The organism is Providencia sp. PROV032 (assembly GCF_028484875.1).
GTDB classification, from domain to species: domain Bacteria; phylum Pseudomonadota; class Gammaproteobacteria; order Enterobacterales; family Enterobacteriaceae; genus Providencia; species Providencia rettgeri_E.
The window spans coordinates 18,933-39,638 of record NZ_JAMPSX010000026.1 but is presented as its reverse complement, the minus strand read 5'-3'; the positions used below and the strand labels follow the sequence as shown (position 1 = coordinate 39,638).

Here is a 20,706-nt window from a genome sequence, read left to right as displayed (position 1 = left end):
ATTACCCCTGATTAATATTATTTGTAATCGTTAATAAATTTTTCAACTTTACTTTTGGTTAATATGGAGTTTCGAGCCCCCAAATAACCAATAGAAATAGCGGCTGATGCACAAGCAAAAGCCAATGCTTCTTTCAATGTTATTTCTGCAAGTAAGGCGTGGATAAAAGACGCATTAAAGGTATCTCCAGCCCCAGTGGTATCAATCACGTCAACACAAAAGCCATCATGTTTCTCATCGCTATCTTTTGTAACAGCGATAGCGCCTTGCGCACCACAAGTGACAACAATCACATCAAGTTGATATTGCACAACCAAATGTCGTAATGCATTAACAGTGAGTTCAAGCCCTGTACAGGTAAGAAATCCTTCTAAATTGAAAATAACGATATTGCTAGCGGTTAAAATCGTTTCAAGCTTATCTTGGGTGTCCGCGATATGAGGCTCAATATCCACTGCAATTTTAGTGTCATGTATTTGGCAGATTTCAGACATGTATTTGAATTTTTCAATATTCCCCGGCATGGTATACAGCACCTTACTTTCTTTAATTGCCTGAGTGTAATTCGCCTGATTGATTTTAGTTTCTTCACCGGGGGAAAATACCAATGCCTTTTCTCCACTATGATCAAGGAAGATAATGGCCAAATTCGGAGAAAGACGAGGAATAATTTCAACAAAACACGTATCGACACGGAAGCGTTTAAAGTCATTTAAAATCATTTGCCCATAATTGTCATCCCCCACCGATGAAAGGGATAAAGTCTTAGAGCCCAATTGCCCAAGAACACAAGCGCTATTAGCGACTGTCCCTCCGACGCATTCATTAATTTTTTCACCGACGACTTTACTGTCATATCTTGGCAAACTAGGCACTCTAAACATGAGATCAATATTGGCATCGCCCACCGCAACAACATCATATTTTTTCATTATTATTCCCTTTCTTTAGTTATTGCTAAAAGCTCTAACGCCACCTTGAGCGACCCAATGCTCAGCGAGCTTTAGAGATAAAACTTGTAAAAAATTGAGGCTATAAAAGCTAAATTCCGTTGAAGTACTGCAAGGAAAAGTTATTACCATAAAACCATTCATGTCATTTTCTTTTAGTGGATAAGCAGATAGCAATATGACGCTAGCCCCTTGTGCAACTAATGTTTTTGCAGTATTCAAGAAAATAGACTCATGTTTTTTATCACTAAGTAACAGAATAAAACGACGTAAATGGTTGTCATGTAGAAGGCGTAAACTATGGTGATATTCTTCTATAAGGAATGAATGGGCTAATAATTGTGGCCCGCAAGCGAGTAAATTGCACCCCATTTCGGCAATAAAAGAGGTTATTCCTGTTGATAGGAATACATGAGCAGCTTCGAATGGGTAGTTTCTGTCTATCTGATATTCAATAGTTTTTTTCTGAATAATCGGGGCGGCCAGATTCTCAACGATTAATCGGAGCTCAGCTAAAGCATCATTAATATCTGATGACTTCAGATAAATAGATAATTGAATTAATAGCAATAAACTTGCAGTTGTGCTTTGAGTGGGAATCCCTTGCTTTTCTGCACCGGTATACAACACAAAATTAGCTTGTTCACGTATCCTGTCATTTTTATGATTTGTCACTACAACAACAAATGCACTTGAGTCTGAGGCAATGGCTAAAGCATCGATAACCGGTGAGGGACGACCACTGGCTGTAATAATAAAAACGACACTATCCTTCAGGAGCAGGCGTGCCCCATTGACAAACTCATAAGACTGAATCGCTTTGCAATCTATACCTAATTGCTTTTCATAATATATAGCTATGAATTGAGCAATCGCATAGGAGTCACCAGAACCAACAAACAACATCTGTGTGATTGTTTGTTGTTTGATACCAATTGCTAACTCACGAACAAGATGAGGTTCTTCCAATAAGTACGCCAGAACCCTAGGCGTACTTGTTATCTCTTGCCATGTTTTATCTAATGGCATGATGGCATTCATTGCGCTTCACCCTGCAAAGCTTGCCATGCGAGCTCTGATAACCCTTGTGCAATTTTAGGGATATCAAAATCATGGCTGTTTACTTTGCTAAAGAACTGGTACTGGTCTTGTGGAAGACTATCAAACCCTTGTAGTGCCCCTGCCATGGCCCCTACCATCGTGGCAATACTGTCGGTGTCATTTCCTACGTTTGTTGCAGCAACAATGCCATCCCAAACTTGACCTTTAGTGAATGCAAATAACCCAATAGCCGTTGGAATAGATTCATGTGCCGCTACGGAATTTCCAACATATCCTTCAAGCTGTCTTAAGCAAATCTCTAAGTCTGTATTTTCACGGGCGATTCTAAGGGCTAATTGAATACGCATTTCAATACTTGGCCCAGCAACAACACGCCCTATTTTTTTAGCTAAAACTTCACCATACCGTGCACCGTATAAACACGCTTCAACCACAGACTCTACTGTTGCACTCACCATCATTGCCTGGCTCACACCAGCCGCAATAGCACAGGCACTCGCTATCGCGATGTTGGTGTCATGAGACGGAATGCAAGTCAATGCTGCGAGTTCACAGGCTTTGTCTAGCTGCCCTGGATAAATAAGCCCTGCAGGCGCAATGCGCATACCAGCTCCATTTGTCGTACCAATATTTGGCGCTTGGCGTTCAGAAGTCCCTATGCGGCCTATTGTGTTAGTTGCTTGCCCTGATTTTAACGCATTAACAATCAGTTCAGTGGTCGGCCCCTTATAGTTTGCATAAGGTTGCATATCCGCCCAGCGTAATAAACAATTCACCCAATCTTGGTTAGTAAATCTATTATAACCCGCAGAGATGAGACCTTCTGATAAAACATACATTTGACTTGAGTCATCGGTAATTAAACCTGCGACCCCGTTTAATGACCCGGCGAATGTATCTTTAGGCGGTGTAATAAAATGGTCTAGAAAGCCTCGATGAGCAGCGATAATTTCATCAATACTGTATAACTCCGTGGGTGCACCAAGCGCATCTCCCATGCCTGCTGCAGCGAGTGAGCCGTATATTTTGTTATAAATAACTTTCTGAGTAAGTTGCATTTTTTATCCTTAATTATTTATTGCGACCAAAACTATCGCGATTGATTTTCATGTTGTAGGTATAGCGGCTCGCGGGATAAACCATTTCAACGTATTCCATTGGTTTTAGTGCTTCAGATAATGTAATTCGAGTACAAGCGAGTACGACCCCTTCATGATCCAACTCTAAAAAACTTCGCTCTGAAGAAGAGGCTAAACGAGCACTAATTGACTCATAGGCTTCCAATGGAAATAAATTATATTTTTCTTTCAATACCTTATATAAAGAACCATACTCAAGAAGCGTTTCTTTTTCGATAGGCATATTATGCGGTAACGGTATATATGAGGTATGGATCCCCATTGGGGTTGTTTCTGAAAAACGAATACGTTTAATACGAAAAATAGTGCGTTCATGTAGCGATAATTGCAAATTTTGCCTAATTATATTGCTAAGAGGAACGAACCCAATTTCCAAAATTTCTTGTGATGGAGTCCCACCTCGAGACGAAATATCATCGGTAAAACTGTGCAATGAGCGCCTAGATAACCGGCTTTTCTCTGGTAAAACAAATGTACCTCGACCATGTTGACTAAACAGATAACCATCTTGCTTCAGTAACTCAATGGTTTTTCTAATCGTGGTACGGCTAGTTTGATAAACTTCAGCAAGCTCCCGCTCTGTTGGAATGACATCCTCCTCCTGCCATTCTTGCTGATCAATTTTATTTTTAATATCCAGATAAATTTCCTGATATTTCAAAATATAGTTTTTTGACATTATTTATATCTCTAAGATTGGTAACTACCAATATTGTTAACTAAAAAAGAAAAAGAACAATTATTATTGCTATTTTTTGCGATCAAAATCAAAATTTAATATTTTTTTAATAAAAACAAATAGTTATTTTTATTTTCATTTATTAGTGACATCGTTCACAATTTAAACAATGGTTTATTGTGGTATATACCAATATTATTAATCTCTAAATCAAACAGAGAGAAAAAATATAAATAATGTTAATTGAGAATAAGGAATGAAATATGTTTAATCAAAAAAATAAAGCCGAATGTTCACGAAGAAAACCCTATTACTTATCATTAAGCACCCTAGCTTTTACGACTATTTTCATCTCATCCTCGTATGCAGGTGGTGGTTACCTTGATTACCGTAATGAATATTTAACTAAGCAACGCGTTTCCAATGATCGCGTTAAAATGGGGTACTTTTTTGATAGTGGACTAGATGTACACCTTGAATTAATGTGGAAACAAAAAAACAATGATAAAAGAGGGGAACTTCCCGCTAACCGTGATAGTTGGGGTCATTTTGAAAATAATGGTCATGGTATTATCTTAAATTATCCACTTCGATTTGAACCTTTAAAGAATTGGACATTTACCCCCACTTTTTCCGTCTATAGTTCAAGTTATTGGACAACCTATGAGCCCGGTCTTGAAGTCGCTTATAAAATTAATGCCGACCATCGCATTCGTTCAAGATTCCGTGTGGATTTAGATCATCCAAGTTCCAGTAATTCTGCGGATAAACAAAAAACCTATAGAACCGATTTTTGGTATGACTGGCGCCCTAAAGATTTACCAATTGGGATCACCTACAACTTTGTTTGGTATGACACTGAAAATGTACGTTGGGATAATAAAAAACGCGACTATGCCCAAGATATTAAAGTCCAATATACCATCGAGAATTGGACACCTTATATTGCAATCGGTGATGTAAAAGGATATAGCAAATACAGTGATAACCGCCAGTTAAGATTAAGAACAGGAATATCATATAGTTTTTGATTATCAAAAATACAAGGACGTAATTATTCCAAAGCAAATAAAAGCGCAGCTTGGTAGTAAGGAATTAAAAGCTAACTATCATGCCGCTCTATAAAGGTTAAATAAGATGAAACTATCTATTTATGAAAAAGTTGGCTTTGGTGCAGGTGACATGGCAATTGCCATTGTCATGATCTCCATGCAACTATTATTAGCGTATTTTTATACTGATATTTATGGCTTGTCTGCGGCCGACACTGGTGTTTTATTTATTATTGTTCGCTTTGTTGATGCTTTAGTTGACCCAATGATTGGCATATTTACTGATCGAATAAATACGCGTTGGGGACGGTATCGCCCTTACCTACTCTTTTTGGCTGTCCCATTCGGCTTTGCTATTTACTTAATGTTTGTCACCCCTGATATCGCCTATACAGGTAAACTAATTTGGGCGTATACAAGCTATATCTTACTTACCATTATCTATACATTTATTGCCATTCCTTATGTTTCTCTCATTAGTGTTATTAGTGACGAACCATTAGATAGACTGAGTGCAAATGGCTATCGTTTTGTCATGACCAAAATAGCTGCCTTTATTGTCACTATCATCGTGCCCTTAATGGCGGTGTATTTTGGCCAAGGACAATTAGCTAAAGGCTACCAGAGCTCAATGGCCATTATGGGGATATTAGGTACGGTACTTATTTTATTCTGTTTTTTTTCCACCAAAGAAAGGGTCTCTGTAAATATAGAAAAAACACCAATAAAACAGCAGGTAAAATTATTATTTAAAAACGACCAGTGGATTATTTTAGGTATTGTTCTGACATTAATTATGTGTGGTGGGACGATCCGCGCATCTGTATCAGCCTATTATGCTAAATACTATTTATCCGGTGGCGATAGCTTAATTCCTGCATTCTTAACCACAGGAGTGATTGCTTCGGTGTTAGCTATGATTGTGAGTACATGGATGACTAAATTTTATGATAAAATAAAGTTGTTTCGTTATTCCCAAATCGCGACCTTTCTATTTAGCACATTAATGTACTTTATGGTGGGACAGGGCGATATTGCTCTCGCCTTTATATTCTATTTTGCCGTTTCATTCTTATGTGATTTACAACTACCTATTTTTTGGTCATCGATTGCTGAGTCTGTCGATTATGGTGAAGTAAAAACAGGAACTCGAGTTTCTGGGCTGGCTTTTGGTGGCATCTTATTTTTCCAAAAATTTGGAATGGGGGTCGCAGGTGGTGCCTTAGGTTTTGCCCTAGCTTATATAGGCTACCAACCCGATGTTGAACAAACAGTGTCATCCCTTATCGGCATATCACTCATGATGACATTAATACCGGCAATATTTCATTTGTTAGTCGGGTTATTAATGTTCAAATTTATTATTAATAACCAATATTACCAAAAAATAAAAAACGAGTTACTCAAAATAGCCTAGTTATTTATCACATAAAATGAGAAAGAAATGAACATAGATCAACAGAGTTATTTACCTAAAGTCATTTTACATGAGCATTTGGAAGGATCGGTTACCCCTAAAATTGCCAAGCAATTAGCCATGAATAATGCCATTAATTTACCATCATCGTTATTTTATCCAGTAGGGGAGTATGATGATATACAATTTCCTGATGGGCGCTATTTTTATGATGAAAGCCAGTTTAATGAATTTATTACCATCTATGATCGTGTTGCTTCACTCATTCAAACCGCAGATGACTACTATCTGATCACCGAAGATTATCTCACTCGAAATGCGCAGCAAGGGCTAATTTATTGCGAATTATTGATCTCCCCCTATCATATGAGCGCCAGTGAAGTTAACGGGAAAGTATCCTGGGACAGCACGCGCTATATGGATAGGCTATTAGCCATTACACGAGCCATTGAGGATGTGAATCAGTTGTATCCTTTAATTGTCAGGTTACATGCCGTGGGAGTCAGGCATTTAGGTCCTGATATTGTCTATCAAACGCTCCAGTTTGTTCAGCAAAATCCCCATGATGTAATAACTGGTTTTAATATTGCAGGTAATGAGTTGAGCTACCAATTTGCTGATTTTTCCATGAGCCACCAATTAGCAAAACAACTGGGGCTGGGCCGGTCATACCATGCAGGTGAAATTGGTTCAGACCAGCAAATACAAAATGCAGTTAAAGCTGGTGCTGTACGTATTGGCCATGGTATTCGCGCCATTGATAATGAGGCTTTAATAAAGCAATTAATTGAGAACAAGATCCTCTTAGAAATCTCGATGACAAGTAACCGTATATTAGTCCCTGAGTTAAATGGCGATATTCATCAACACCCTATTCGCAAACTGTATGATAAGGGAGTGCGTATTGCGATTAATACTGATGATGCAGGGATTTTTGGTACAGATATCAACAAAGAATACCAAATCGCCCAACAGACTTTTCAATTTACACGCATCGAATTATTAGACATCACTCTTTGTTCCCTTGAAGCCGCTTTTTTAGAGGATGAGTATAAAGAACTCGCACTGCAACAGGTTTACAAAACTTTTACCGAGGACGATATTAAACAACTACAGAAGTATGTTGACAGACCATCAATTAGTTCCGCATTAGTCTCTCGGTTAAATAACCATTTACACTATTTAAAAAATTATTTATTACCGTGACATTATGATTATTGGTGTTTGGTAAAATAAACTGCTTCACTCACGGCAGTTTATTTTTATAATCTTTATTTAATCTAGATTCTCTGCTCATAACAACAAAATCACACTTTATACCCTCACTGGTTGCCCCTAACCTAATGAACTAAAATAGGGCAACCAATGATTTTCTAATTACACATCAAAAGGCTAACTTCCCGGTGTGAAATAAATTGGGGAACCAGGACCTACAGGAATACCCAATACAAATACCCACACAATAAAGAACAGCGACCAGCCAATGAAGAAAATGATGGAATATGGCAACATCATTGAAACCAATGTCCCTATTCCTGCATCTTTTTTATATTTAACCACTATCGCCATAATCAACCCAAAATAGCTCATCATTGGCGTGATAATATTGGTTACCGAATCCCCAATACGATAAGCGGCTTGGATAGTTTCAGGCGCATAACCTGCCAACATCAACATGGGGACGAAAATAGGCGCGGTGACAGCCCACTGAGCCGATGCAGAGCCAATCATTAAGTTGATAAAAGCACAAATAAGAATAAAGCCAATAAACAGCACCCCACCGTGAAGGTCGATACTATTTAAGAAGTTGGCACCTTTAACCGCAATAACTTGCCCGATATTTGTCCAACCAAAGAAAGCAACAAATTGTGCAGCAAAGAAAATGATAACCAGATATAAGCCAAGAGTGCTCATTGCCCCTGCCATTGCGTCAACAATGTCTTTATCAGAACGCATGGTTTTAGCGATATAGCCGTACACAATACCCGGGACAGCAAAGAACACAAAAATGAATACCACTATGCCTTTTAGGAAAGGCGAGTTGCTGACTAACCCAGTATCTTGGTTACGTAATATTCCGTTTTCGGGTACCACCATTAACGCCAAAATCGCGGCTAATCCCCAAAACGTCACTGATGCCCAAAATAACGCTTTTTTCTCTAGCGGAGTGACATTTGCTGAGGCATAGAGGCTATTTTCATCTTCGTCAACTGCACCGCCAGTGTATGGACCAAGCTGTGGCTCAACTATTTTTTCTGTGATCAAGTAACCTAAAATAGTAATCAAAAACGTACTCGCAAACATAAAGTACCAGTTCGCTTCCGCTCCCACAATATAAGTCGGGTCAATGATTTGCGCAGCCTGCTGGGTGATACCTGACAGTAACGGGTCAACCGTACCTAATAATAAGTTTGCTGAATAACCGCCTGAAACCCCTGCAAATGCAGCGGCAAGGCCAGCTAAAGGATGACGTCCTAATGAGTGGAAAATGATAGCGGCTAACGGAATAAGTACCACATAGCCCAGTTCTGCCGCGGTGTTTGACATAATACCTGCAAACACGATCGCCATCGTCGTTAATTTACGTGGGGCTTTGGTTACAACCAAACGCATGGCCGCAGAAAGCAAACCGGCTCGTTCTGCAATTCCAACCCCTAATAACGCAACTAATACCGTCCCTAATGGCGCGAAGCCGGTGAAGTTAGTAACGACATTAGCAATAATTTTTCGGATCCCTTCAGCATCCAATAAACTGACAATGTGAATAATACCGTCTTCTGCACGCCCTTTCGCCCCTTCTGGGCGAGGATCTGGCACGCTGACACCAAAATACTGACCAATTGCTGAAGAAACTAATAAAATTGCAATTAAAATAATAAATAAGATGACGGGATGTGGTAGTGCATTACCTAGCCACTCAACCGTTCGCAAAAAACGGCTTCCCTCTTGTTTCTTTTGTTCCATATTTTCTCCTTATAAACAAGCAAAACGGACATTACACAATGTTTTTCCTTTTTGCTATTTACAAACAGATAATTTCAATCCAACAAAAATCATACAAATTAGACATAAAATTCAACATAATTAGAAATTATTTATCCAAACCAGTTATTAATATCACTTATTTATATCAAGGCGAAAATTAAGACCAAAATAAACAAGATAAATTAATTTCCATAAGTGTGGTCAATATAACAATTTTCATATTATTCTTCGCTTTTTTACCTCATTTATCACTAATTAAACATCATTTTTCAGCCGTTTTATTTTATAAAAATAACCAACCCTTCATTTATAAACCCTCGGTAAAACCTTACTGATAACTCGGAATAATAACCATAATAAAGAATAATCTGCCAACTTCCTTTATATTGATATGGAGGGCTATAATAGTAAAAAATCAACTTTTGGAGCCACTATCATGTCAGTTATCGACCTTTGGGCTGAGCGCCATATTCAAGCCGCACTGAATAAAGGGGAATTATCGAGTTTAGATGGGGAAGGCAAGCCACTGCAGCTCGAAGACGATAGCTTAATTCCACCTGAACTTAGGGCTGGATATCGGATATTAAAAAACTCAGGCTATTTGCCTGTAGAATTACAACAAAGAAAAGATGCATTAACGTTAAGTCAAATGCTACAAAGCTTATCTATAGACGACCCAAATTACACATCCATAAGCAAACAGTTAGCGTTACTCGAATTAAAGCTCAAACAAGCCAATGTCAATACCGATTTTTTACATGGCAACTATGCAGTTTCAATTTCTGAACAAATAACAAGAAAATCAGATACAAAATAATGCTAAGTAAGCCGATCTCTCAGTAAATGAAGATATTACCCTTTTATTAAGAAAACTCTGTAATAGTCAAATTAAGAATATCCCTCCTGCATTTATAGAAGCATCCAAGTATTATCAATCCCGATTTTATAAGTATAAATAGATAAGGGATGAAGATGGAACAGAAACAATATTCTAATAAATGGCAAAAACGGTTCGATTTCTTTGATAAGCATGGTGCTCCAGATACGCCTGAATTCAAAGCAGCGTTAAAAGCGGCCTCTTTCGGTGAGCGTATTCTCATTAATATGAACATTTTTGCCTTCTTCTTCGGCATTATTTATTTCTTGATTTTAGGGCTATGGAAGAAAGGGTTAGTAATGCTTGGCATCACTCTTGGGGTTGCTATCGTTTTGAATATTATTGATTTTATGATTGGTGGAACGATTCCTAACGCCGTCTTTACTGGGGTATCTGTCGGTATGTCAGCGCTGTGGGCCATGGTTGCCAACTATGCTTACTATATTAAAGAAACCAAAGGATTGGATAACTGGAACCCATTTGAAGGGATCCGCATGCTGTAGATAGCAAATATTGTAAAGATTGGTGGCTAGCAAGGCTGCTAATTTTTACAAGGTACTAAGTTAATGCCCTGAATTCGATATTCATTTGGTGTTCTGCCATAAAATCGACGAAAAGCTTGGCTAAATGCCGAATGAGATTCATAACCGACAGATAATGCAATTTGTTCTATTGAAGTATTTGTTAGTAATAAGCTTCCTGCGATTTCCATGCGTTTTTGTAATAGAAATTGCATCGCTGTTAATTGTGTTTCTGCTTTTATTCGCCGCTGCAATGTACTCACCGACATACAAAAAGCAATCGCCATATCTTCACAACTAATAGGATGATGCAAACGCAACTCCACCCATTGAGAAACTTCATCAATCCACTTATTTTCAGGTTTTAATTGAGCCAATAATAGACGAGCAACGGTAAAATTATGTTCGGGAGCTTGTGGAAAACTTTGTAACCAACTCAAAAGACCGACTGCGGCTGGAGTCAGAGTGAATTGTGTCATCTTTTCATTTAATGCCCACTGCGCTGTATTTGGCATTTCTAATACATAATTTTGATTTCCTAGCTGGCCACTAAATGCATGATTGACACTCGGAGGGATCACGACGCCCTTCCCTGCATTTAACAAGAAATGTTGCCGATACATATTGATTTCCATCTGCCCAGATAACGACAACACGACTTGCCACTGCCCATCATGTTGATGAGAAATGACTTCGTCTGAATATTGGCGAAAATGTAGTTCAGGTAATCGCAAAGGGTCACACTCCTATTGATACAGAGAATAGCAGTATAACCTTTTTACTAATAAATAGCAGTGATGGCACCGACGACACTAGGCGGCAAGCAAGCGAGACCCTAAATATGGCCCCACTGAACCAGGTAAGTATAACCAAAAAGCCATATCAAATTAATGTATTAACACGAAGTATAACGAGTATTATGCTAATAAAGCACCGTTTGGCAAAGGCAGGTTAAATTCAGCAAGAACGATCGCCCCCGTTTCGTCAGGCGCCCCCGTGATCAATACTTCTGATTTAATGCCTGCTATACGCTTTACTTCAAAATTACACACGCACAGCACTCGCTTACCAATCAAATCTTCAGGCGTATAATTGACGGTGATCTGTGCACTTGAACGCTTAATACCCAATTCGCCGAGATCAACCTCCATAATATAAGCGGGTTTTTTAGCTTTAATATTCACTTCTGCACTAATAATCGTACCGACGCGCATTTCAACCCGAGTAAAATCGTCCCATTCAATTATGTTCATTCATTTTTTCCTAATTAGATTATTTATAGAACGTAAATTAACATAGGATAGATCCTTTCTTTTATCGCCAAACCATCACTTTGTATCGTGAAACAGTCATACTATCGCATGATAAAAACGGATGATAAAAAAATAGCCCTCACGAAAATACATGGAGGGCCAAACAATGAACGAAAGAAAGAATGCAATAATGAGTCAATTACATCGTTGAGAATGTATTCATAATAATCCCACCACTAATGATGAGCCCCATCGCGAATACCGCTGGAAAATCGGGTTTTTGTTTATATAAAACCATAGAAACGAGTGTCACACCGACAATACCAAACCCACACCATAATGAATAAGCCACACCAACTGGGATATAGCCCATTGCACGAGTTAAAGCGAAATAACACAAACAATACGCAATAATGACTAATACAGATGGCCCCAATTTACTAAAGCTATTGGTCTTTTTAATCATTGAGGTGCCCGTTATTTCAGAGCCAATAGAAAGTGCTAACCATAGAAATCCAGTAAACATAATATTCCCCTTAGCTTTAAATTAATGCGCTGTATTATTTTTTGCGGATAATAATGAAGACTCAGTGTCATCTTGAGATGCTTCGGTTTCTTCTGGATCATCTGAGCCCATTTTGGAAAATAGATTCATGATCACAATACCACTTGCGATCACCGCCATGCCAATCATGGCTGCGGTATCGGGATGTTGTCCATAAAATAGCATACCAAGGGTTGAAACCATTAGGATCCCCGTACCTGACCATGTTGCATACGCTAAGCCAACAGGAATATATTTTACTGCGCGGGAAAGTGAGTAATAGCAAATAACATACAGTACAACAATTAATGCTAATAATAATGATTTGGTCATACCTTCACTGTTATCAAACATTTTTAAGGTCGATGTTGCTGAGGTTTCAGAAATAATAACCGCCAGCATCCAAAGCCATGCTTTTGCTTTAGGGGACATAGATAATACTCCTACGATAAATAGAAAGATTAGAATTAATTTTTAATTTAATTAAATAGCCTTATTTTTTCAGAGACTTTAAATAATCGATTGCTGAATCCGTTAATTTATTTTCATTCGCAAAACACCCCCTAGGGTTATTCATCACTTCTTTTAAAGTAATATAGCGATTTGGATGTTTATTATTTAGTTCAGGTTTTAAATCTTCAGTAACTTCATTAATTAAAAAGTTTTTTTCTATTTCGTTTAATGAACCGAAACGAATTCCTAAATTAATAGCCTTACTGATATTTTCTTTAATCAGACGATTATAATTTTCGTTTTTATTTAAACCTAAAACCTGACTTAACTCACTTTCAGGGCAACAATGGTATTTCAAGGCGAATATTGGCATGTTTTGTGATAATGCATGCAAGACCAATTCACTTTCTTCACTGACAAATAAACCATTGGCAATTTCACCCACTACTTTTGCATCAATGAATGGTAAAAATAGACTGCCATAGTGGCTTAACGTGTTTATTGAGACGACATTTTTATCTACAATACTTCCCAATTCAGCCCATTTTTCAACATCAGAAGACTGAAGCATGGATGCGGTGGCATAAAAGGAAAAAGAAATAGAATCTAGCTGTGCCAGCCTTCGGTAAATCGCTTGCTGATACCCCTCAACTGGCGATAACACCACCAAAACCTGTCGCTTTAACTGACGTAAAACTTGCTGCACAATTTGTTCAATCAGCTTTTCGTTCATTTTGCCACCATCCCTTAACCCGCGATGAATACGCTATCGTTATTACGTAATCCCGCTGCGTTTGCCTCATCGGTATCGATATGAAACTCAAGGGAAAATCGTTCATCAACCCTCACGATAACTTCATCGAAAACTAAGCTGCGTTCACCTTCAGTACGGATATTCACCTTTTGCCCATTCACCACATTTAAGGCTCTTGAGTCCATCACACTCATATGAATATGACGCTGAGCACAAATGACTTGTGACTCAAGATTGACATGTCCTGCAGGGCCAATCAGTAACGCATTACCCGAGTTCGTCATATCCCCTGACTCTCTCACTGGCGCTTTAATCCCAAGGGCAAAACAATCGGCTTTAGACACTTCCAGTTGTGTTTTTGGGCGAACAGGCCCTAGCACTCTGACTTTGCTAATTGACCCTTTTGGTCCCACTACCATCACGCACTCTTTCGCCGCAAATTGCCCCGGCTGTTTTAAATCTTTAAATGGCGTCAGCTGATAGCCTTGACCAAACAAGGCTTCAACGTCCTGCTGTGAAAGGTGAACATGACGGTTAGATATGCCAACAGGGATAGCGATGTTAGAAACGCCATTTTGTGCCGGTGTATAGGCTGAAAGCCGAGCCAGTATTTTCCCCATCAATTGCTCATTCATCATGATTTTTTCCCTTTACGTGGGTCATTTTTGATGTCTTTCACATTGATATCGGTTTTAACTTCAGCTACTGGTGCTTCAGTTTTGGCTTCAACAACCGTTTTTTCCACTAGTTTTTCTGCTTTTGCTTCAACACTTTTCTCTAATTCGCCTTTTTTACTTTTTACAGTAAGCAATTTGCTGATCACACTTTCTTCAGGTCGTGCAATCACTAATGAGCCGACTAATAGTTGGCTACTGGCGATCACTTCAATGCCGTGGTCAACTGCGGTGCGAACGGCACTGATTTCGCCTTGAAAACAAACGGATACCAGTCCAGAACCGATTTTTCGATAACCTACAATTTCTACACTGGCCGCTTTGCATGCCGCATCCGCAGCCTGTATGGCGGATGTCAGTCCCCGAGTTTCAATTACACCTAAACTTTTCATCTGTCTCTCCTACTTAATGACGAACCAGTCGAATATCGAAATCAAATTGTTTGAAGAATGCTTCAAGTTGGTCTAATTCTTCTGCGCTATAGGTTGGGTCTTGTTTAACGGGATAAATCATATCCAGTTTGTCGTATTTGCCGCGGCCCAACTGGTGATAAGGCAAAATATCAATGCGTTTTACATTGCCGCGTTTGGATAATTCCATCGCATAGTGAATCGCCCCTGTAATGGCATCAAACGAGTCGTTATAGCCACGAACTAAGGGCATTCTGACCACGATGTTAGCGCCGAGGTCGACCAATCTTTCTAGGTTGCGACGAACATTTTCATTGCCAATACCGAACAGATTTTTATGCTGCGCCGTATCAATATGTTTAATGTCATAGAGGAATAGGTCGACAACTTCGGCTAACTTTTCATAGTTTTCTAACGATGTCGTACCTTGGGTTTCTATTGCGGTGTTGATCATCATTTTTTTACACTCACGCAGTAGCGCAACGGCAAAATCGGTTTGTAGGCTCATTTCGCCGCCACCGATTGTCACGCCACCACCGGAAGAAATATAAAAATCATAATCTTGCATGATGATTTCCATCATTTCGGCGACCGTGACATCTTTCCCCATAATGTCTAATGCACCACCAATACATACCTCTTCGCATTTACGGCAGCCAATGCAGTCAATGCTACGATTGACTCGATGAATTTGTTCACCTTGCTCATTAATAGTTTTGTAGTGGATCCCTGTAGGGCAGACATCAACACATTTTCCGCAGTTGACGCATTTGTCGTGGGAAAACATCACTTGGAACTGACTGCTTAACCCTTCTGGATTGGCGCACCATGGACAACGAATATTGCACCCTTTTAAGAAAATCAGCGTTCTGATACCGTCGCCATCATAAATCGAGTATTTTTGGATATTAAATATCCGACCTTTCATCTCTGCCGCGCTCATCATTGCACCTCTAAAACTATGTTTATAAATCAAAATTTATTATTGTTGTTATGAAATAGCTGGTATGAAATGGCAGGTATAGATTCATACCTGCCTACATGGGTTTAGAACTTCTCAATTACAGTACGGCTAATAATTTCATCTTGAACTTCTTTACAGAGTTCAACGAAGTAAGCACTGTACCCTGCGACACGAACGATTAAATCACGATATTTTTCAGGCTCTTGCTGAGCTTTTTTCAGCATTTCGTTATCCACATAGCTGAACTGCATTTGCCCGTTTCCTAAGATAGACGCGGTTCTCAGCAAGGTGATTAAGCCATGACGGCCTTCTGGCGTGTCCAATAAGCCTTTTAAGAACTTAAAGTTATGCACCATACCAATATTCATCGTTTCAACATTCATTTTACTGATTGATTTAATGATGGCTGTTGGGCCTTGTTTATCCGCACCTTGTGTTGGGCTGATGCCATCTGATAACGGCATCCACGCCAAGCGACCATTGGCACTCGCTGCAGTTAATTCGCCAATCGGCGTGTTGTTAGAGATGGATAAGGTTCCGTGACTCAGTGTTGAATACAGCATGTCGTACTTACGGCACTCACGCTCTGTCCACTCCGTAATATCCAGTGCATATTGGTCAACATAATCATCATCGTTACCAAACTTAGGCGCATTTAAGCAGTCACGACGCAGTTCGTCGTAGCCTTCAAAGTTGGCTAGCAGGCCATCGCGAATTTGTTCAAGGGTGTAGCGGCCATCTTCATAAACCAATTTGCGGATCGCGACAATGGAGTCAACATAGGTTGCCAGACCAGAGAAAATCAGCCCTGGGCCGTGGTTGATCATCGCCCCACCCGCTGCAACGTCTTTCCCTTTTTCCATACAGCCTTCCACTAGCAAGGACATTAATGGTTTGGGTGCCACATCGCGGTGGACACGTTGACTGATGACGGTACCGATAGCCGATAAGCGAACAATATGGGCAATCTGCGCTTTCACTGCATTATCAAAGTCTTCGAATGTTTTCAGGTCTCGTAAATCACCGGTATCTAAGCCTTGATAGCTATCGAATAACACCATGCGACCACGGTTTAATACGAATTCAATCGCAATTGGCCATTGGGTGTAACCCGTTGAAGTCCACTGATAAATACGGCCTGATTTTTGTGGCTCAACACAGCCCATCAAGCAGTAATCACGCGCATCTTCAAAGTCGAAGCCCTTACGCAGCATCATTTTGATGTGGGAATCGTCGAAGTGACAGGCAGGGAAGCCCATACCGGCTTTCACAACATCAACGATTTTTTCCATGTATTTCTGTGGTGATTGGTTATGAATACGGCATGCCAGCGATGGCTGATACACTTTAACGAAACGAACCGCATCCATAATCAAGTAGGTCAGGTCGTTACAAGCGTCACCGCCTGAACGTTTTTGTCCACCCACCGTTAAGTTGATAAATGGCTGATAACCGGCAAAATATTTCGCACCCAGCTCACTCGACATCCACATTAACTCAGCACATTTAATGATAAACGCCTGCATCATTTCCAATGCTTGGTCTTGGGTTAAACGGCCTGTTTTGATGTCGTTTTCATACATTGGGAAGCAGTACTGGTCGAGACGTCCTAGAGAAAGACCGGTTTGGTTTTCTTCAATTTCAAACAGTGACTCAACCGTCCAAATGCTCTGTAATGCTTCTTGTAACGTCGTCGGTGGGTTCGCTGGCACGTTTTCGTTGACTTGTGCGATAGTCAGCAATTCTTCGCGGCGTTTTTGGTCTGATTCCAACACCGCTAGTTCGCGAGCGTGGGCAGCAATACGGTGTGAATACGCCACCACCCCTTCACAGGTTTCAATTGATGCTTTATAGAAATAAATGCGGTCAATGTCATCAGGGTTTTCCATGCTTAATTCAGCCAGTTTCGCCTGAGCATCTGCTTTAATGCCATTCATTCCTTTGGTGAATAACAGCACGTCATAACCCGGACAAGTATCTCCACCACCGTTGATTTGGTGATAAGACAAATCACTGACAAACGTTTCACCGCTGAATTCCCATACCCCCGCTTCGCGGTATTGAGCCTCACAAATTTCATCCAGTGAGCGCCCTTCCCAGAATGGCGCGATTTCCTCACGGATCACTTTTTTGTCTTCTTCAGAGATAACAAACGGGTCTTGTGGACGCGTGCTCATGGTATCGAGTTCTTCGACCACCCAGCGCCATGCGATATCCGGTGAGAAAGCCCCCGCACGAGCTTTACCACATGGATGACCTACAATCAGTTCTTCCGGCTGAATTAAGATTGGCGCGGTTTCACAAGCGCGGCGGAAAGCTTTCGCACGCAATAGAATTGGCGGTAAACCTGGGTTATTTTTAACGACGTCAGTGAAGGCCAGTGCGCGATAAATAGAGACACTTGGACGCGCTTCTAAGTAACGGTTACGCAAGCGTTGTAAGCGAGGCGTTAAGCCTTCCATCACGTTGAATTCAGTTTCCGCTTGTGCCGTTGGAGCAACATAGCTGGCATTTGGCGCGGCGTATTGCGGCTGAGCGCTGTTCTTTCCACAATATAAGCGAACTTTCAATCCATTATTGATAGCACTGATATTTTCATGAGCGGATAACATCATGGCAGATAATTCGTTAATGCAGACACGCGGGTCATTCAGATAAATGCCATCTTTCAATGCATCGAACATGGGGTAGCCATCGACTAGCTTGGTTGAACGAACTTCAGACAGCTCAGCCAGTTTCAACCATAAACTTTCTACAATCTCATAAGCTTGTGCTTGGGTTAAGCGGCCTTGTTCAATATCGCGTTGGTAGAATGGATAAACGGCTTTATCGAATCCCATTGGGTTAACTGCATAACTACCATTTTCTAAATGCAAAATAAGTTGCAGTAAATAGAAGGCTTGGCAAGCTTCTTTGAAGGTTTGCGCGGGTTTTGCTGGCACATTGCGTAAAATGGCTGCACTTTCTTGCAATTCTGCACGGCGATATTGATTAGATTCTGCTGCCGCCATGCTCTCTGCTTTAGACGCTAAAGCTTGTGCAAAATGCATAGCCGCATCACATGCGTAAATTGCTGAGCGGCAGTTATTCGCTTCATCAATGCTATTACGGCTAACTGCACTGCCAATGTTTCTGACTTTGTTTTCTAATTGGGCTTTGATAGCCAAGAAACCAATATTTAAAACTGCTAAGTAATCAGGCGCATCAACTGTGCTATCGCCTGCTAAAAAGGTATAAATACTGTGGCTGTTGATTTCATTTTCAGTATGGAAAATGGCTCCGCGTGGGGTTGATGATTGGCTACCAATAATCAACTCATCTTGGCCAATAAATGTAGGAAAGTGGCGGATAAACTCATAAAAACGTTGTGCAGGTTTAATTGCCTGCGGTGCGCCAGATAGTTGGTTGCCAAGCGCTTCTAAAATATTGGCACGTTCAGTAATAATTGAGCTATTGCGGGCACTTAAGCGTTCAGCCAGCATTTTTACGCGTGGGGTCAAAGCATATTTATTCATGTTAGCCTATCCTGATGTTCTTTCTAGTTTGTTGTTCATCACATAAAAGCGTTAACTGTTAAAAAGACTGTCTATACAGCACTTCCAGTTGCACCTTGCTCACATCCCGTGGATTGGTCGGAGTGCAACTATCGCGCAGTGCTTGCCCAACCATTTCCCCTAAACGGGCGTTAAAATCGAATTCATTGGTACCGGTTGCTTGAATGCCTTTTGGCATATTCATTTCATCTTTCAATACGTTGATTGCCATAATTAAACTTTCAACGCCTTCACGAATTGTTGATGCGGGTAAATTTAAATTTTTCGCGAGATGGGCGTAACGTTTCGCGGCTTCGTTATCACAACGTCCTTCTAAATCTGCATTGAAAGCCACAACTTGCGCCATCAATAACGCATTTGCACGGCCATGTGGAATGTGGAATACACCGCCTAATGCATGGGCTAAGCTGTGCGTTATCCCAAGTGATGCGTTAGTAAAGGCCATTCCCGCAATGCATGAAGCGTTGTGCATTTTTTCGCGTGCCACTAAGTTGCTACCGTCGCGATAGCAGTCAATTAAATGACCAAATACTAATTGCACCGCTTTTTCAGCTAAGGCATCAGAAAAATCAGATGCAGTACGAGAAACATAGGCCTCTAGCGCGTGGCACAGCACGTCCATACCTGTGTCAGCCGTAATAGAAGCGGGTACTGACTTCACCAGTGCGGGATCTAAAATGGCGACATCTGGCAACATAAATTCGTCAACCAAAACCAACTTTTCAGACTGGGACTTGATCACTGAAAACGAAGTGACTTCCGAGCCCGTCCCACTGGTAGTTGGGATCGCGATAAACTGCGGTTTAACTCGATTGACGTCTTTTTTCGTGTGCCAGAGGGAGTAAATAACAGCTTTCGCAGCATCAATAACCGACCCACCACCGAGTGCAATCACCACATCTGGATATTGCCTATCCATGATTTTCATACCTTTAACGATGGCTGAAATATCGGGATCGGGCTCAACATCGTCGTAAATCGAAAATGCGATGCCACTTTGGGTTAGCCTGCGAGTGACTTCATCAGCTAAGCCAAATTTCACCATCGCTTTGTCAGTGACGATAAAGGCATGGTGAGCACTCATTTGTGAGATAAAATCCAATGCGTTAGCACCGAATTGGACTTTAGGTTTAATCAAAAACTGGTTCATGCTGTTTTTACTCCTTGGTATAAACCTTCTCAACAATGGCAACCACTGACATGGCTTTGTAATTGTCTTTATTCAAAGCGAAGTAAGCTTCAGCTAACACAATGTCGTTAATACCTGCGCCAACACTGTCGACTGCCACATACGTTTTGTTTTTCAACGGTTCAAGGTCATCCCCTAGCTTGGTAACCATTAATAAGTTACTGCCACTAAGTTCTTGGCATTTCTGCGTTGCAACAACATGTCCAACTACCTTTGCGAGGATCATGGT

General features: G+C 40.4%; 21 protein-coding genes. 5 read left to right on the top strand and 16 right to left on the bottom strand.

Going from position 1 to position 20,706, the window contains the following annotated elements; translation table 11 throughout:
* Positions 1–17 precede the first annotated feature (17 nt).
* Genes PSF42_RS16425 through PSF42_RS16410 form a run of 4 tightly spaced genes read right to left on the bottom strand, consistent with a single transcriptional unit; the run spans position 18 to position 3,830 of the window.
* Complete coding sequence (locus tag PSF42_RS16425) at positions 18–932, bottom strand: carbohydrate kinase family protein (RefSeq protein ID WP_125890517.1); 915 nt, start codon at positions 930–932, stop codon at positions 18–20.
* Positions 933–947: 15 nt separating this feature from the next.
* On the bottom strand, positions 948–1,991 hold the full coding sequence (locus PSF42_RS16420) for an SIS domain-containing protein (protein ID WP_125890518.1): 1,044 nt from the start codon (positions 1,989–1,991) through the stop codon (positions 948–950).
* Positions 1,988–3,070 (bottom strand): ADP-ribosylglycohydrolase family protein, encoded by a 1,083-nt coding sequence (locus tag PSF42_RS16415; protein ID WP_125890519.1) that lies wholly within the window; start codon positions 3,068–3,070, stop codon positions 1,988–1,990. Before PSF42_RS16415 ends, PSF42_RS16420 begins: the two co-directional genes overlap by 4 nt.
* Before the next feature lie 13 nt (positions 3,071–3,083).
* A complete protein-coding gene (locus PSF42_RS16410; RefSeq protein WP_125890520.1) occupies positions 3,084–3,830 on the bottom strand; it encodes a GntR family transcriptional regulator in 747 nt (248 codons plus the stop codon).
* A gap of 263 nt (positions 3,831–4,093) precedes the next feature.
* Between PSF42_RS16410 and PSF42_RS16405 the strand changes: the two genes are divergently transcribed.
* The 3 genes from PSF42_RS16405 to add all read left to right on the top strand — a co-directional run bounded on the left by PSF42_RS16405 (position 4,094) and on the right by add (position 7,505).
* A complete protein-coding gene (locus tag PSF42_RS16405; protein WP_125890521.1) occupies positions 4,094–4,861 on the top strand; it encodes an oligogalacturonate-specific porin KdgM family protein in 768 nt (255 codons plus the stop codon).
* A gap of 106 nt (positions 4,862–4,967) precedes the next feature.
* Positions 4,968–6,299, top strand: a complete 1,332-nt coding sequence (locus PSF42_RS16400; RefSeq protein WP_125890522.1) for an MFS transporter — start codon at positions 4,968–4,970, stop codon at positions 6,297–6,299.
* A 27-nt stretch (positions 6,300–6,326) separates the two neighbouring features.
* Positions 6,327–7,505 (top strand): adenosine deaminase, encoded by a 1,179-nt coding sequence (gene add / locus PSF42_RS16395; protein ID WP_125890523.1) that lies wholly within the window; start codon positions 6,327–6,329, stop codon positions 7,503–7,505.
* 186 nt (positions 7,506–7,691) lie between these two features.
* On the opposite strand, the gene PSF42_RS16390 is transcribed toward add, so the two are convergent.
* Positions 7,692–9,263 (bottom strand): AbgT family transporter, encoded by a 1,572-nt coding sequence (locus PSF42_RS16390; RefSeq protein ID WP_102138017.1) that lies wholly within the window; start codon positions 9,261–9,263, stop codon positions 7,692–7,694.
* 457 nt (positions 9,264–9,720) lie between these two features.
* On the opposite strand from PSF42_RS16390, the gene PSF42_RS16385 reads away from it, so the two are divergent.
* Together PSF42_RS16385 and PSF42_RS16380 are read left to right on the top strand one after the other, a co-directional pair.
* Entirely contained in the window at positions 9,721–10,101 is a 381-nt protein-coding gene (locus PSF42_RS16385) for a DUF1992 domain-containing protein (RefSeq protein ID WP_125890524.1), read from the top strand.
* Positions 10,102–10,256: 155 nt separating this feature from the next.
* Positions 10,257–10,664 carry a DUF2628 domain-containing protein gene (locus PSF42_RS16380; protein ID WP_125890525.1) on the top strand — a complete coding sequence of 136 codons (408 nt, stop codon included), beginning with the start codon at positions 10,257–10,259 and terminating at the stop codon, positions 10,662–10,664.
* A gap of 38 nt (positions 10,665–10,702) precedes the next feature.
* Here PSF42_RS16380 and PSF42_RS16375 read toward each other — a convergent pair whose 3' ends face one another.
* From PSF42_RS16375 to PSF42_RS16325, 11 genes are all read right to left on the bottom strand, one after another.
* Positions 10,703–11,416: a helix-turn-helix domain-containing protein gene (locus tag PSF42_RS16375; protein WP_272680375.1), complete on the bottom strand. Its 714-nt coding sequence runs from the start codon at positions 11,414–11,416 to the stop codon at positions 10,703–10,705.
* A gap of 183 nt (positions 11,417–11,599) precedes the next feature.
* Complete coding sequence (locus PSF42_RS16370) at positions 11,600–11,935, bottom strand: tRNA-binding protein (protein ID WP_125890527.1); 336 nt, start codon at positions 11,933–11,935, stop codon at positions 11,600–11,602.
* A 199-nt stretch (positions 11,936–12,134) separates the two neighbouring features.
* A complete protein-coding gene (locus PSF42_RS16365; RefSeq protein WP_042845455.1) occupies positions 12,135–12,461 on the bottom strand; it encodes a DMT family transporter in 327 nt (108 codons plus the stop codon).
* A 21-nt stretch (positions 12,462–12,482) separates the two neighbouring features.
* Complete coding sequence (locus PSF42_RS16360) at positions 12,483–12,911, bottom strand: DMT family transporter (protein WP_272680374.1); 429 nt, start codon at positions 12,909–12,911, stop codon at positions 12,483–12,485.
* 61 nt (positions 12,912–12,972) lie between these two features.
* A complete protein-coding gene (locus tag PSF42_RS16355; RefSeq protein WP_272680373.1) occupies positions 12,973–13,665 on the bottom strand; it encodes a hypothetical protein in 693 nt (230 codons plus the stop codon).
* Between the two features lie 14 nt (positions 13,666–13,679).
* Positions 13,680–14,324 (bottom strand): phosphate propanoyltransferase, encoded by a 645-nt coding sequence (locus PSF42_RS16350; RefSeq protein WP_213913618.1) that lies wholly within the window; start codon positions 14,322–14,324, stop codon positions 13,680–13,682.
* A complete protein-coding gene (locus PSF42_RS16345) occupies positions 14,321–14,752 on the bottom strand; it encodes a BMC domain-containing protein (RefSeq protein WP_272680372.1) in 432 nt (143 codons plus the stop codon). The genes PSF42_RS16350 and PSF42_RS16345 overlap by 4 nt, the downstream gene beginning before the upstream one ends.
* Before the next feature lie 13 nt (positions 14,753–14,765).
* The gene (cutD, locus tag PSF42_RS16340; protein ID WP_213913620.1) at positions 14,766–15,716 is read right to left on the bottom strand and encodes a choline TMA-lyase-activating enzyme; all 951 of its coding nucleotides are present in this window, start codon (positions 15,714–15,716) and stop codon (positions 14,766–14,768) included.
* 101 nt (positions 15,717–15,817) lie between these two features.
* The gene (gene cutC, locus PSF42_RS16335) at positions 15,818–19,249 is read right to left on the bottom strand and encodes a choline trimethylamine-lyase (RefSeq protein ID WP_125890533.1); all 3,432 of its coding nucleotides are present in this window, start codon (positions 19,247–19,249) and stop codon (positions 15,818–15,820) included.
* Positions 19,250–19,307: 58 nt separating this feature from the next.
* Entirely contained in the window at positions 19,308–20,438 is a 1,131-nt protein-coding gene (locus PSF42_RS16330; protein ID WP_125890534.1) for a 1-propanol dehydrogenase PduQ, read from the bottom strand.
* A gap of 7 nt (positions 20,439–20,445) precedes the next feature.
* Entirely contained in the window at positions 20,446–20,703 is a 258-nt protein-coding gene (locus PSF42_RS16325) for a EutN/CcmL family microcompartment protein (protein WP_004259057.1), read from the bottom strand.
* Positions 20,704–20,706: the final 3 nt, after the last annotated feature.